The 13,448-nt window shown below is 61.9% G+C and carries 13 protein-coding genes, 3 tRNA genes and 1 pseudogene; 14 read left to right on the top strand and 3 right to left on the bottom strand.

From position 1 onward, the window contains the following. Positions 1 to 6: 6 nt before the first annotated feature. Positions 7 to 978 (top strand): annotated as a pseudogene (locus tag ACYCFC_RS03525) (metallophosphoesterase family protein); the annotation flags it as partial. A gap of 92 nt (positions 979 to 1,070) precedes the next feature. Beyond that, positions 1,071 to 1,922, top strand: a complete 852-nt coding sequence (locus ACYCFC_RS03530; RefSeq protein WP_459653134.1) for a CAP domain-containing protein — start codon at positions 1,071 to 1,073, stop codon at positions 1,920 to 1,922. Position 1,923: 1 nt separating this feature from the next. Here ACYCFC_RS03530 and ACYCFC_RS03535 read toward each other — a convergent pair whose 3' ends face one another. Then, positions 1,924 to 2,457 (bottom strand): BRO-N domain-containing protein, encoded by a 534-nt coding sequence (locus tag ACYCFC_RS03535; protein WP_459653135.1) that lies wholly within the window; start codon positions 2,455 to 2,457, stop codon positions 1,924 to 1,926. 243 nt (positions 2,458 to 2,700) lie between these two features. Between ACYCFC_RS03535 and ACYCFC_RS03540 the strand changes: the two genes are divergently transcribed. After that, positions 2,701 to 3,123, top strand: coding sequence for a transcriptional regulator (locus tag ACYCFC_RS03540; RefSeq protein ID WP_181083149.1), 423 nt, complete (start codon positions 2,701 to 2,703; stop codon positions 3,121 to 3,123). Positions 3,124 to 3,363: 240 nt separating this feature from the next. Further along, positions 3,364 to 3,492 carry a hypothetical protein gene (locus tag ACYCFC_RS03545; protein ID WP_459653136.1) on the top strand — a complete coding sequence of 43 codons (129 nt, stop codon included), beginning with the start codon at positions 3,364 to 3,366 and terminating at the stop codon, positions 3,490 to 3,492. Between the two features lie 19 nt (positions 3,493 to 3,511). On the opposite strand, the gene ACYCFC_RS03550 is transcribed toward ACYCFC_RS03545, so the two are convergent. Continuing rightward, complete coding sequence (locus ACYCFC_RS03550) at positions 3,512 to 4,369, bottom strand: sulfurtransferase (RefSeq protein WP_459653137.1); 858 nt, start codon at positions 4,367 to 4,369, stop codon at positions 3,512 to 3,514. Positions 4,370 to 4,485: 116 nt separating this feature from the next. Here ACYCFC_RS03550 and rnd point away from each other — a divergent pair, with 116 nt between their 5' ends. From rnd to ACYCFC_RS03600, 10 genes are all read left to right on the top strand, one after another. Beyond that, the gene (gene rnd / locus ACYCFC_RS03555; protein ID WP_459653138.1) at positions 4,486 to 5,610 is read left to right on the top strand and encodes a ribonuclease D; all 1,125 of its coding nucleotides are present in this window, start codon (positions 4,486 to 4,488) and stop codon (positions 5,608 to 5,610) included. Continuing rightward, positions 5,607 to 5,900 (top strand): YcgL domain-containing protein, encoded by a 294-nt coding sequence (locus tag ACYCFC_RS03560; RefSeq protein WP_459653139.1) that lies wholly within the window; start codon positions 5,607 to 5,609, stop codon positions 5,898 to 5,900. The genes rnd and ACYCFC_RS03560 overlap by 4 nt, the downstream gene beginning before the upstream one ends. Positions 5,901 to 5,931: 31 nt before the next feature. Next, positions 5,932 to 6,381: a YcgN family cysteine cluster protein gene (locus tag ACYCFC_RS03565; RefSeq protein WP_181083145.1), complete on the top strand. Its 450-nt coding sequence runs from the start codon at positions 5,932 to 5,934 to the stop codon at positions 6,379 to 6,381. Positions 6,382 to 6,433: 52 nt separating this feature from the next. Continuing rightward, entirely contained in the window at positions 6,434 to 7,660 is a 1,227-nt protein-coding gene (locus ACYCFC_RS03570; protein ID WP_459653140.1) for a hypothetical protein, read from the top strand. Positions 7,661 to 8,087: 427 nt separating this feature from the next. Then, complete coding sequence (gene alaS, locus ACYCFC_RS03575; RefSeq protein ID WP_459653141.1) at positions 8,088 to 10,712, top strand: alanine--tRNA ligase; 2,625 nt, start codon at positions 8,088 to 8,090, stop codon at positions 10,710 to 10,712. 108 nt (positions 10,713 to 10,820) lie between these two features. After that, complete coding sequence (locus tag ACYCFC_RS03580; RefSeq protein ID WP_181083142.1) at positions 10,821 to 12,056, top strand: aspartate kinase; 1,236 nt, start codon at positions 10,821 to 10,823, stop codon at positions 12,054 to 12,056. Positions 12,057 to 12,236: 180 nt separating this feature from the next. Then, positions 12,237 to 12,422, top strand: a complete 186-nt coding sequence (csrA, locus tag ACYCFC_RS03585; protein ID WP_003085981.1) for a carbon storage regulator CsrA — start codon at positions 12,237 to 12,239, stop codon at positions 12,420 to 12,422. Between the two features lie 61 nt (positions 12,423 to 12,483). After that, positions 12,484 to 12,574 (top strand) — tRNA-Ser (locus ACYCFC_RS03590). Between the two features lie 107 nt (positions 12,575 to 12,681). Continuing rightward, a tRNA-Arg gene (locus tag ACYCFC_RS03595) sits at positions 12,682 to 12,758 on the top strand. A gap of 74 nt (positions 12,759 to 12,832) precedes the next feature. Next, positions 12,833 to 12,909: transfer RNA gene (locus ACYCFC_RS03600), tRNA-Arg, on the top strand. Positions 12,910 to 12,957: 48 nt separating this feature from the next. Here ACYCFC_RS03600 and ACYCFC_RS03605 read toward each other — a convergent pair. Then, positions 12,958 to 13,446 (bottom strand): DUF4124 domain-containing protein, encoded by a 489-nt coding sequence (locus ACYCFC_RS03605; RefSeq protein WP_181083141.1) that lies wholly within the window; start codon positions 13,444 to 13,446, stop codon positions 12,958 to 12,960. Positions 13,447 to 13,448: the final 2 nt, after the last annotated feature.

Raw genomic sequence — 13,448 nt, forward strand, 5'->3', positions numbered from 1 at the left:
TACCTGCGCCACGACATCACCGATGACTGGAACCTCTCGGCGCGCTGGGAGCAGACCGCCTACGGCCATCCCCTGTCGCGGCGGATCATCGGCAATGCGCTGATCGCCTACCTGCTGTGCCAGGCCTGGGGCAACCAGCCCGAGCGCTTCGCCGAGCTGCTGGCGCAGACCCAGCAGCTGATGGATTCGGCCCGCGACGCCTGGCTGGACAGCGAACCGCAGGACCACCTGATCGAAGACCTTCGCCAGTTCCATGGCTGGGGTTACGAGCTGGCCACCGAGCCGCCGCTGGTGGTGCTGGACACGCGCACCCGCCGCTGGCGCAGCGAGCGCAACCTCAGCCGACCTTCGGGCCTGATGGACTGGGAGGCGCTGAGCGAATTCCAGCAGAACATCCTCGACAAGCCGTCGGTGCTGATCGTCTCGCCGGCGCCGATGTTCGGCGTGAAACTGATCGAAGTGATCCAGCGCATCTTTAGCTGGGCGGGGCAGCCGCTGCTGGTCGATGCGGAAAACTGGATGGCGCACCGCGGCGCCGCCCACGTGATGATGAACATCTTCCGCCACTCGCGAACGCCCGGTAACTACGTGATTCTCTCCGGTGACGTGCATTACTCGTTCGTCTACGAGCTGCACATCCGTGATCGTGACGCCGGCCCGCAGCTCTGGCAGATCACCAGCAGCGGCGTGAAGAACGAATTTCCTCGGAGCCTGCTGGACTGGTTCGACCGTCTCAATCGCTGGCTTTACGCGCCCTGGTCACCGCTGAACTGGCTGACCAAGCGCCGCCGACTGGAAGTCGTGCCGCGCGTGCCGGATCGCAGCCAGGCTGGCGAGCGGCTGTGGAACGGCAGCGGCATCGGCCTGCTGGTGCTCGACCCCGGCGGCAGGCCGGTCGAGATCTACCAGCTCAATGCCGACGGCTCGCCACCGACGTCGTTCCTCGCCGAGCGCGATGGAGTGATCAATCCGCGCTGAGCCGGAACGCCGCTCAGGAGCCGCGTAGCGGATGGCTGGTGCTTTGCGGCGCGCTGCACGATCATTGGGGCAGCCAGGTCAGGGAGCACTTCATGCGCATTAAGTCATCGCTTGTACGTTTCGCCTTGTCGGCGCTGGGGCTGATAGGTGCTGGTGCCGCCAGTGCGACCGAAGAGCTGCGGCTCGTCGAGTCGATCAATCACTATCGCAGCGAAGTGCGCAGTTGCGCGGGACAGGCGTTCGAGGCGTTGCCGCCGCTGCTACCCGATTTGCGCCTGGTCTTGTCTGTACAAGGACAGGTCGATTTGCAGCCAGCGTTGAACGCCAAGGCCTATCCCTTCAGCAATGCGAGCGCGATCAGCCTGTCCGGGCCGCGCGACAGCCAGGCGGCCATGACCGCCTTGCGCGAAAGCTTCTGCAAGATCCTGCTGGACCCGCAGTTCATCGATATCGGCGTAAGCCGTGAAGGCCGTGACTGGCGCATCGTGCTGGCGCGGCCTCTGCTGAGCGGCGGCCTGGGCGACTGGCTGGTGGAAGGGCAGAAACTGCTGGAGGGGATCAACGTCGCGCGCAGCCAGGCGCGCCGGTGTGGCGAGCAGTCCTTCGTTGCGGCACCGCCGCTGGTATGGAACGCCAGGCTGGGCGAGGCTGCCGAGGGGCACAGCCGGGCCATGGCCAACGGCAATTTCTTCAGCCATCTCGGCAATGATGGGCGCACGCCGGGCGACCGTGCGGAGCTGGCGGGCTATGACGGGCGGCTGATCGGTGAAAATATCGCCGCCGCGCTGGATGCGCCGGACAAGGTGGTCGACGGCTGGCTGGCCAGCCCCGGTCATTGTGCGAACCTGATGAATCCGCAATTCGGCGAGCTGGGCGCGGCTTATGCGGTCGATCCGCAGAGCGATGCGGGCATCTACTGGACGGCGCTGTTCGGCACGCCCTGAATCATGGCTCGGATGGCGAGTTCCGGCCCGTTGCGTCCGCAGCCCAGAGTGGCTCCACGGGCGCGCTCGTCGTTACCGGGTCGGTGGAGGGCGCCACGCACTGCGCCAGGGTCTTCAGCAGGTTCTGGTCCAGTGTGCCGAGCGCATCGTTATAGGTAATCCAGCATTCGCCTTGCCAGCTCAGTACCCGTAGATGCTGCCCGCCAATGTAGGCGCGCAAGTTCTGAGGCTGCCAGCGCCTGCTGAAGTGCGGCAGCAACCAATGACTGAGCCAGTGCGCGAGGCGCTCGGCCATCGGCAGTTCGCTGTGGAATATCAGACGATAGGCATTGTGCATGTCGATCCAGATCGTCGGTCGCGGCTGGTTGCCGAATGCGAAACCTTCGGTGCGGCAATGAGCATGCAGTGCGCCGAAATCGTCGGAATAACCGAGCAGCTGCGCCAGCGGAGGGCCGTCCAGCAGCAGGACACCATCGGGCCGATGCAGGACGCAAAGGGTGTGGTTCTCGAACGTCACATGATGAAGGGTAGGCATTCCTTTTCCTCTCGTTGCCCGCTTCGTGCTTGGGCCACGGCCTCGGTTTCAGACGTTGTGTGTCGTGACGGATTTGTATGGCTCGCGGAGCGCATGGACGCAGACGAAACGAGCCGCGCATGGTCGAATCACGTGCCGGCGCTCCTTCCTGGCTTTCCTGTGGGTGAATGAAAGCATGAATTCAATTTTTAATACAACTGAATGTTCAGTCTGTCCTGGGGCGGGCACTTAACGTCCGCCTCCATGAATGAAAAAATGGAATTCGCCGAACGCCTGCGCAGCGCCATGCTTGCTGCCGGTTACCCTGATCGTCCTGCCGTTCTTGAAAGGGAGTTCAATTCCCGTTATTGGGGGCGCTCAGTCACTTTCCAGGCGGTGTCGCGCTGGCTGGGTGGAAAATCCATTCCGTCGCAGGACAAGCTCCAGGTCATCGCCCAATGGCTGAAGGTCGAGCCTCAGGCCCTGCGCTTTGGCGACCGCGCGGTATCGGCGATTCGCGAGCAGCGGGCGCAGTGGGAAGATCCGAACTTCTACCGCGAGCGCGAAGCCATCGACGCCTTTCTGGCATTGCCAGCCGAGCAGCGCAAGGTGGTGCGCGACGTGATCAAGGCCTTCGCCAAGGCGGGCGGCACATCCTTGGGCAAGGGCGACAAGAAGACGTCCTGAGGGCGGGCCTGAGTCCTCGCGAAGCAGGAACTCGCCGTAGCGACGTTGACGAACCCGGGCACGGGGATTGACTCGTTGAACGCCGATGTTCCGACGCCTATATCCTTTTGAAAGAGCGGCCATGGTGGCGCCTGAAGGCTTGCACGCAAGCGCGGAGCGTCGTAGCTTGCGTGCCGCTTTGCGCGGGCGGCGCTCAATTGCCTGCTGCCCGGATGGGCTTTGTATTTTCGAGGTGGATGCGTGAGAAAAAAGAAACCCGTGGACCCGGTTCGTCAGGCGCAGAAGAACCGCGCGCACCGGATCGGCTGGCTGATCGCCCTGGCGGGCATCATCTGCGGCTTTGCCCTGTTGGCGTTGAAGCCGGGGTAGGGCTGGTATCGCTAATCCGCTAATCCTGCGAGCGAGCGACCGGGCGCTGTGGATCGGTGATCCATTCACTCCACGAACCCGGATACAGCCTGGCCAGTGGATAACCGGCCAGGCAGAGGGCGAACAGGTTGTGGCAGGCTGTTACGCCGGAGCCGCAGTACGCCACCAGGGTATCGGGTGATTTCGCGTCCAAGTGCTGCTCGAAGCGCATACGCAACTGCTCGGGTGGCAGGAAGCGTCCGTCGGTATCGAGATTGTCGCTGAAGGGCAGGCAATGGGCGCCGGGAATGTGCCCCCCAACAGGGTCGATGGGCTCTACCTCGCCGAGAAAGCGTGGCAGGGCACGGGCGTCGAGCAGCGTCAGTTCAGGCGTTGCAAGCTGGTTCGAGAGCGTTGCCGCGTCGATGGTCAGGCGGGTGTCCGGAGCGCCCTGCAGCGTGCCCGGTGTGAGGACGGGGCGCTTGTCGTCGAGCGGCAGTCCGGCCTCGCGCCAGGCCTGCAGTCCGCCGTCGAGCAGATGGAGGCCATCGCGCTTGCCCAGCCAGACCAGCAGCCACCAGGCGTGGGCGGCGAAGGCGCCGGGGCCGTCGTCGTAGAGCACCACCTGGCTCTCGCCATTCAGCCCCCAGGCCTGGAATCTGGCGAGCAGTTGCCTGGGCTCCGGCAGCGGGTGGCGACCGGTCTTGCCGGGAGTCACCGGGCCGGACAAGTCTTTTTCCAGATCGGCGAAGCGGGCGCCGGGGATATGGGCCTGGTCGTAGCTGCGCTGGCCGTACTGGGGATCATCCAGAGCGAAGCGGCAATCGAGGATGATCAGGTCCGGTTGTTGCAGGCGTTCGGCCAGTTGCTGGGGCGTGATCAGTTGGGCAAGCGGCATGGTGGCGCTCCGTGGGTCGTGAGCACCGCGCGGCTGATGTTTGCGCGGCGAATTACTGAACGCACCTATATACTGCGGCGCTCTTCGGTCGTCAGCCGACAATAAAGGAGGCCATAGTGGCCATCAACACTCAATGGGTTCTGGATGATGCGCATCTGGCCCGCCTGTGCGCCGAGTGGCGGCAGCTGCCATTTGTCGCGCTGGATACCGAGTTCATGCGGGTCGACACCTTCTACCCCATCGCAGCCCTGCTGCAGGTGGGCGACGGGCGCTGTGCCTACCTGATCGACCCCTTGCTGATTACCGATTGGACGGCTTTCAGCGGCCTGCTCGAAGATGAGGCCGTGGTCAAAGTGCTGCATGCCTGCGGTGAAGACCTTGAGGTATTCCTGCGCCTGACCGGCAGCCTGCCCGCGCCGCTGTTCGACACGCAACTGGCTGCCGGCTACCTGAATATCGGCTTTTCGATGGGGTATTCACGTCTGGTGCAGACGGTGCTGAACATCGAGCTGCCCAAGGGTGAGACGCGCTCCGACTGGTTGCAGCGCCCGCTCAGCGAGATGCAGGTTCAATACGCTGCCGAAGATGCGCAACATCTGGCCGAGCTTTATCAGGCGCTGTTGCCGAGGCTGTCCGAGGAAAAGCTCGCGTGGATTCTGGAAGATGGCGCCGAATGGGTGGACAACCAGCGCCGCGAAACCGACCCGCACGAGGCCTATCGCGAGGTCAAGCAGGCCTGGCGCCTCAAGCCGCGCCAGCTCGCCGTGTTGCGGGTGCTGGCCGCCTGGCGCGAGACGCAGGCACGGGCGCGCAATCAGCCACGCAACCGCGTGCTGCGCGAACACAGCCTATGGCCGCTGGCACGTACCCAACCCGGCGATCTGGTCAGCCTGGCGCGCATAGACGACATGCATCCGCGCACCGTGCGCCAGGACGGTGAAACCCTGCTCGAACTGATTCGCAGCGCGGCTGCCACGCCCGAGCAGGACTGGCCCGCGCCATTGCCCGAACCCTTGCCGCTGGAAGCGTCGGCGTTGCTGAAGAAGCTGCGCGCGGTCGGGCAGCGTGCGGCGACCGCTCTGGATATCGCGCCCGAGCTGGTGTTGCGCAAGAAAGTACTCGAATCACTGTTGAAAACCGGCTATCCCGATGGCCCCTATCAGCTGCCCGATTCGCTACGGGGCTGGCGCCGCGAGCGGCTGGGGCAGGCCCTTCTCGATGCACTGGATGAAACCCGATGAAACGTCTCTGCTCCATCTACAAAAGTCCGCGCAAGGACGAGATGTACCTCTACGTCGATCGCAGTGAAGCACTGGCGCGCGTGCCGGAAGCGCTGCTCGCCGTGTTCGGCACGCCGCAGCATGCCTTCGACATCGTGCTGACGCCCGAGCGCACCCTGGCGCGCGAGAATATCGCGACCGTCCTGGAGAACCTGGAGAAGCAGGGCTTCCACTTGCAGATGCCGCCGCCTCAGGACGAGTATATCGAGCATCTCCCGGAAGAGTTGCTGCGCCGCAACGACGCGATCTGACGACAGCATTGCTTATTCGAGGTGATTATTGATGGCGGCGAAAGTCGAGCCCTTCTGGAGGCGCAAGCCCCTTGCCGCGCTGGATGCAGAAGAATGGGAGTCGCTTTGCGATGGCTGTGGTCTGTGTTGCCTGCAGAAGCTTGAAGACGAAGAGGATGGCGGCGTCTATTACACCCGTATCGCCTGCAAGCTGCTCGACCTGCACAGCTGCCGTTGTACGGATTATCCCAATCGCCGTGCCAGCGTGCCTGATTGCATCCAGCTTACGGCTGCCGATGCGGCGCGGTTCAAATGGTTGCCGCCCACCTGTGCCTATCGCCTGGTTGCCGAAGGCAAGGACTTGCCGCTCTGGCATCATCTGGTGTGCGGTGATCCGCAGGCGGTGCATGCCGAGCGTATTTCCCAGTCAGGCCGAATGCTCGCCGAGGGTGCGGTGGCCGAGGAGGACTGGGAGGAACATCTGATTTTCCGTGCCGGTTGAATTCACGTCGGAGCGCATCGTCATAGCACTGAACCCTGTCTGGAGCCGCCCAATGTTCCTCCGCCTGCTACCGCTGTTCGCCGTTCTGTTGTGCCTGGTCGTCGCCCCGGCGCAGGCGGCCAAGCGCGTCGATCTGGACTTCAACGTCAAATTCCTGCCCGAAGAGGATGTGGCCGAGGTCGAGCTGGTGCTCGAGGACGGCAGCGCCCTTGCCTACATCGATTTCAACCTCGGTGATGAAGGGCTTTACAGCGATTTCGAAACCGATGCCAAAGGCGATTGGCAGCAAGAGGGTGAGCGTGGTCTCTGGCGACCGGCTGCGGGCAAGGCGCGGTTGGGTTATCGGGTGCGGATCAGCCATCAGCGTGACAATGGTCGTTTCGACGCGCGCATGACTCCCGACTGGGCGCTGTTGCGAGGCGATGACCTGGTGCCGGCCGGGCGGGTCGATGTGCGCGATGGCGTGAGACTGGTGTCGCGACTGTCATTTGAATTGCCTGAAGGCTGGAAGAGCGTCGAAACGGGTTGGCCGCGTATCGGCAAGAATCGCTTTCGCATCAACAACCCCGAGCGACAGTTCGACAGGCCGACCGGCTGGATGCTCGCCGGCAAGCTCGGCAGTCGCCGGGCCAGGCTCGGTGAAACCGACGTAACGGTTGCAGCTCCGGTAGGCGAGGGGGTGCGACGGATGGATATCCTGACGCTGCTGACCTTCGTCTGGCCCGAGATGCAGAACGTCTTTCCCCGTGATCCGAAAAAGCTGCTGATCGTCGGCGCCGGTGATCCGATGTGGCGTGGCGGTCTCTCCGGCCCCAACTCCCTGTTCATGCACGCCGATCGCCCGTTGGTCAGCGAGAATGGCACCAGCTCGCTGGTTCACGAGCTGGTTCATGTGTTCAGCCGCATCAGCGATGCCGATCGCAGCGACTGGATCAGCGAAGGGCTGGCCGAGTACTACGCCATCGAGCTGATGCGCCGTGCCGGAGGCATGAGCGAGGATCGCTATCAGGCCGTCCGTAAGCATCTGAGCACATGGAGCAGCAAGGTCAAATCCCTGCGCACCGAGCATTCCACCGGCCCCGTGACCGCGCGTGCGGTGTTGCTGCTGCAGGAGCTCGACCGGGAAATCCGCCAGCGCAGCAAGAACCGCCATTCGCTCGATGATGTAGCGCGCGGGTTGATGCGCCTGGACAAGGTCACCACGGAAGATTTCGTCAATATCACCGAAACCCTGCTCGGTGGCGGCTCAGCGGTTCTGGATACCCGTCTGCTGCGTTGAGGTGACGTAGCGGGCATTTGTTTCAAAGACTAGCCGCAAAAACGTAGCCGAGGCAGGCAAGACGAGGAAAAAACAGGCGAGAAACGTAGCGCAGCGAAGTAACAGCCGCAGGCCGGCCCGCAGGGTGAGCGCAGCGAATCAAGCGGAGTAAATGAGCATTACTCACTTCGTTCGCCCTTCGGGCCGCGCTGAAGCGCGTTAGCCGCAAGCGGCTTTCCGAGCTTGTTTTTAACGACGTATTGCCAACGCAGGTAGTTTTTTAGCAGTCAAATAGCTTGATTCAATCGGGTCTATCCCCTATGCGCGGGGCGCAGGCCCGATATAATGCTGCCTTTTGCCGATTATCCATTTGGATAGTTGCAATTCGACTCCTTGTCCTGGCGTGTCGTTTTGCAGCCACTCGGTCGCAGTCTTCTGGAAGAGATCTATGAAAAGCGCAGAAATCCGTGAAGCCTTCCTCCGCTTCTTCGAAGAGAAGGGGCATACGCGTGTGGCCTCCAGTTCGCTGATTCCTGCGAACGATCCGACCCTGCTGTTCACCAACGCCGGGATGAATCAGTTCAAGGACTGTTTCCTCGGCCTGGAAAAGCGTGCCTACACCCGCGCCACCACCAGCCAGAAATGCGTGCGCGCCGGTGGCAAGCACAACGACCTGGAAAACGTCGGCTACACCGCGCGCCATCACACCTTCTTCGAAATGCTGGGCAACTTCAGTTTCGGCGACTATTTCAAGCGCGACGCCATCACCTACGCCTGGGAATTCCTCACCTCGGACAAGTGGCTGAACCTGCCCAGGGAGAAACTCTGGGTTACCGTCTACGCCAGCGATGACGAGGCCTACGACATCTGGACCAAAGAGGTCGGCGTGCCAGCCGAGCGCATGGTGCGCATCGGCGACAACAAGGGCGCGCCCTATGCTTCGGACAACTTCTGGGCGATGGGCGATACCGGCCCGTGCGGTCCGTGCACCGAGATTTTCTTCGACCACGGCGAACACATCTGGGGCGGCCCGCCCGGCTCGCCTGAGGAAGATGGCGATCGCTACATCGAAATCTGGAACAACGTGTTCATGCAGTTCAACCGCACCGCCGATGGCGTCATGCATCCGCTGCCGGCGCCGAGCGTCGACACCGGCATGGGCCTGGAGCGCGTCAGCGCGGTGCTGCAGCACGTCAATTCCAACTACGAGATCGATCTGTTCCAGAGTCTGCTGAACGCCGCGGCGCAGGCCATCGGCTGCACCAATGATGGCCAAGCCTCGCTGAAGGTAGTCGCCGATCATATCCGTTCCTGCGGCTTCCTCATCGCCGATGGCGTAACGCCGTCCAACGAGGGCCGCGGCTATGTGCTGCGCCGCATCGTTCGCCGTGCCTGCCGCCACGGTAACAAGCTGGGTGCCAAGGGCAGTTTCTTCTACAGGATCGTCGCGGCGCTGGTCGCCGAGATGGGAGAAGCCTTCCCCGAGCTCAAGCAGCAACAGGCGCATATCGAGCGCGTGCTGAAGACCGAGGAAGAGCAGTTCGCCAAGACCCTGGAGCAGGGCCTGAAAATTCTCGAACAGGATCTGGCCGAGCTCTCGGGCAGCGTCATTCCCGGCGAGGTGATCTTCAAGCTGTACGACACCTACGGTTTCCCGGTGGACCTGACCGGCGACATCGCCCGCGAACGCGAACTGACGCTGGACGAGGAGGGCTTCGAGCGCGAGATGCAGGCCCAGCGCGAGCGCGCACGTTCGGCCAGCGCCTTCGGCATGGACTACAACAGCCTGGTCAAGGTCGAGGGCGAAACCCGCTTTACCGGCTACGCGGGCACCACAGGCGCGGGCAAGGTCGTCGCGTTGTTCCGTGAGGGCATGAGCGTCGAGGCGCTGAGCGCGGGCGAAGAGGGCGTGGTGGTGCTCGACCAGACGCCGTTCTACGCCGAGTCTGGCGGGCAGATCGGAGACTGTGGCTATCTGGCCAGCGAAGGTCTGCGTTTCGATGTGCGCGACACCAGCAAGGCAGGCGGCGCTTTCCTGCACCACGGCATTCTCGACAGCGGCAGCCTGCGGGTGGGTGGCAGTGTCGAGGCGGTGGTCGATGCCTCGGTACGCCAGGCGACCGCGCTGAACCACTCGGCGACGCACCTGCTGCACGCGGCGTTGCGTCAGATCCTCGGTGAACATGTCACGCAAAAAGGCTCGCTGGTCGACAGCCAGCGTCTACGCTTTGACTTCAGCCACTTCGAGGCCATCAAGCCCGAGCAGCTCAAGGCGCTGGAGGACAAGGTCAACGCCGAGATCCGTGGCAACTCCGTGGTGGAAATAGAGGAAACCGATATCGAGACCGCCAAGCACAAGGGCGCCATGGCGCTGTTCGGCGAAAAATACGGCGATCAGGTGCGTGTGCTGAGCATGGGTGGCGGTTTTTCGGTCGAGTTGTGTGGTGGTACGCACGTCACGCGTACCGGCGATATCGGCCTGTTCAAGATTGTCAGCGAAGGCGGCGTTGCAGCGGGTGTTCGTCGTATCGAAGCGCTCACCGGCGAGCAGGCGCTGGGCTATTTGAACGGCGCCGAGGAGCAGTTGAAAGAAGCCGCGGCGCTGATCAAGGGCAACCGCGAGAACCTGCTGGACAAGCTCGGTGGCGTGCTCGAACGCAACCGCCAGCTGGAGAAGGAGCTGGAACAGCTCAAGGCCAAGGCCGCCAGCGCTACGGGTAATGATCTTGCCGGCTCAGCGGTCGAGGTGAAGGGGGTCAAGACCCTGGCGGCGCGGATCGACGGGCTGGATGGCAAGGCGCTGCTGGCACTGGTGGATCAGTTGAAAAACAAGCTGGGCAGCGCGGTGATCCTGCTGGGCGGCGTTCTGGACGACAAGGTCGTGCTGGTGGCTGGCGTGACCCAGGACCTGACCGGCAAATTCAAGGCCGGTGACCTGATGAAGCAGGCTGCTGCCGCTGTGGGCGGCAAGGGCGGCGGTCGTCCGGACATGGCGCAGGGCGGCGGCGCTGAGCCGCAAAAGCTCGACGACGCGCTGGCACTGACCCGCTCATTCGTTGAGCAGGGGCTTTAAGGCGCTCAGGCTGGTTCCGGCAGGGCGAGAGCGATATGCGAGTCGTCCTGCAGAAGATGGGCATGGTGAAAGTCGGGTTGTTTAACGAATGGCTTAGGCGGCGATGAAATGGCGTTGATCGTACAGAAGTTTGGAGGGACCTCGGTGGGCTCCGTCGAGCGCATCGAGCAGGTGGCGGCGAAGGTCAAGAAGTTCCGTGACAACGGCGACGATATCGTCGTGGTGGTTTCGGCCATGAGTGGTGAAACCAATCGTCTGATTGACCTGGCCCGGCAGATCAGTGAACGGCCCGTTGCCCGCGAACTGGATGTGATGGTCTCTACCGGCGAGCAGGTGACCATTGCCTTGCTGGCCATGGCGCTGATCAAGATCGGTGTGCCGGCGGTTTCCTATACAGGCAGCCAGGTGCGTATCCTTACCGACGGCTCGCACACCAAGGCGCGCATTCTGCAGATCGATGCGCAGAACATTCGCAAGGAGCTCAAGGCCGGGCGTGTGGTGGTGGTTGCCGGTTTCCAGGGCGTGGATGAGGCGGGCAATATCACCACTCTCGGGCGTGGCGGTTCGGATACCACCGGCGTTGCGCTGGCGGCGGCGCTCAAGGCTGACGAATGCCAGATCTACACCGATGTGGATGGCGTTTACACAACCGATCCCCGAGTAGTAGCCAAGGCACAGCGCCTGGAGAAGATAACCTTCGAGGAGATGCTGGAAATGGCCAGCCTCGGCTCCAAGGTGCTGCAGATCCGTGCCGTTGAGTTTGCCGGCAAGTACGGCGTGCCTCTGCGTGTGCTGCACAGTTTCAAAGAGGGTCCGGGAACCCTCATTACCCTTGACGAAGAGGACTCCATGGAACAGCCCATCATTTCCGGCATCGCTTTCAACCGTGACGAGGCCAAGCTGACGATCCGTGGTGTGCCGGATACGCCCGGCGTGGCGTTCAAGATCCTTGGTCCGATCAGTGCGGCGAATGTCGAAGTGGACATGATCGTGCAGAACGTCGCGCACGATAACACCACCGATTTCACCTTCACCGTTCACCGCAACGATTACCAGAATGCGCTGCATGTGCTGGAGCATATCGCGCAGGAGATGGGCGCGCGCGAAGTCATCGGGGATGTCGATATTGCCAAGGTGTCCATTGTGGGCGTCGGCATGCGTTCGCATGCCGGAGTCGCCAGTCGCATGTTTGAAGCGTTGGCCAAGGAAAATATCAATATCCAGATGATTTCCACCTCGGAAATCAAGGTGTCGGTGGTCATAGAGGAGAAATATCTGGAGCTGGCGGTGCGTGCGTTGCACACCGCGTTCGAGCTGGATGCACCGGCTGGAAAAGGGGAGTGATCCTGATTTTATGCGAGCCTGGAACCTTCCGTCGTTTGGAAGGCTGTGAAAGGAACTTTAGGCTTGCCGTTGCTGGTCAATAGCTGGTGAAAAGCTCTAGGTTCCATGTCTTGCGGAGCATTATCCGCCTTTATCTTTGCAGGCTGTTTACTGAACTGAATCCGTTTTAAGGAGAAAGGAATGCTGATTCTGACTCGCCGGGTCGGAGAGACCCTGATGGTGGGTGACGATGTGACCGTCACTGTGCTGGGTGTAAAGGGAAACCAAGTGCGTATAGGAGTGAATGCCCCCAAAGAGGTTGCGGTGCATCGCGAGGAAATTTATCAACGGATCCAGAAAGAGAAAGATCAGGAACCAAACCATTAATTTTTCTCGATTTTTCGCTTTGCAAGCGGGGTAAAGGCGGGTATTATGCGCCCCGTGTTGCGGAGAGGTGGCCGAGTGGCCGAAGGCGCTCCCCTGCTAAGGGAGTACATCTCAAAAGGGTGTCGGGGGTTCGAATCCCCCCCTCTCCGCCATTTTGCATCCTGGGGTCGTGAGTGGTTTCAGCGTTCGGTTTAATGAAAATCATTGAATCAAAGAGCTTGACCAGCAAAATCATGAACCTATAATGCGCACCCTTAGTGGACTCATAGCTCAGCTGGATAGAGTACTCGGCTACGAACCGAGCGGTCGGAGGTTCGAATCCTCCTGAGTCCGCCACTATTCAAAGTGGATCACAGCAATGTGTTTCACTGCTTCAACCAGGGGTGATCTGGTCTAAAAGCGCAAAAAACGGACTCATAGCTCAGCTGGATAGAGTACTCGGCTACGAACCGAGCGGTCGGAGGTTCGAATCCTCCTGAGTCCGCCACACAAGAAGGGCCTGCAGCGATGCAGGCCCTTTTTTCGTTCTACGGCTTCAGCGCTTGCCGAGCACACAGCCGTTTTCATCGAAGCTGATGCTGTGGCTTCGGCCCTTGCTGGCGGTGTAACGGTACTGCGTCTGCCCGTTGCGGCTGGTGATACTGTCTGGCTTGCCGAAAGTGCTTTCAATGTCGGCGCGGGTCATGCCGGGCCGGCTTTGCTGGTTGATCATGGCGTTGCGCCTTGCGCTGCCGGTTATGCGGTTGCCGCAGCCGTCGTCCTGCTCGCCGACGATGGTCAGTGGTTGGTCCTTGTTGCGGCGCTCGGCGCGTTGCTTTTGCGGCTTCGCCATGGGCACGGCCTTGCTGGAGCCAGGCGTCGGGTTGAACGCCTGCTGCCTTTCGATGGTCTGGTGAGTCGGGCAGCCCTGGTGGGTGAAGGTCGGATGCCCCGCTTCATCGACGCAGCGGTAAACGCTTGTGGCAAGTGCGGGCGTGGTGGTGAGCAGAAGTGCATAACAGCCCGAAGCAAGCAGTTTTTTCATGG

This window comes from Stutzerimonas sp. NM35, from assembly GCF_054604355.1.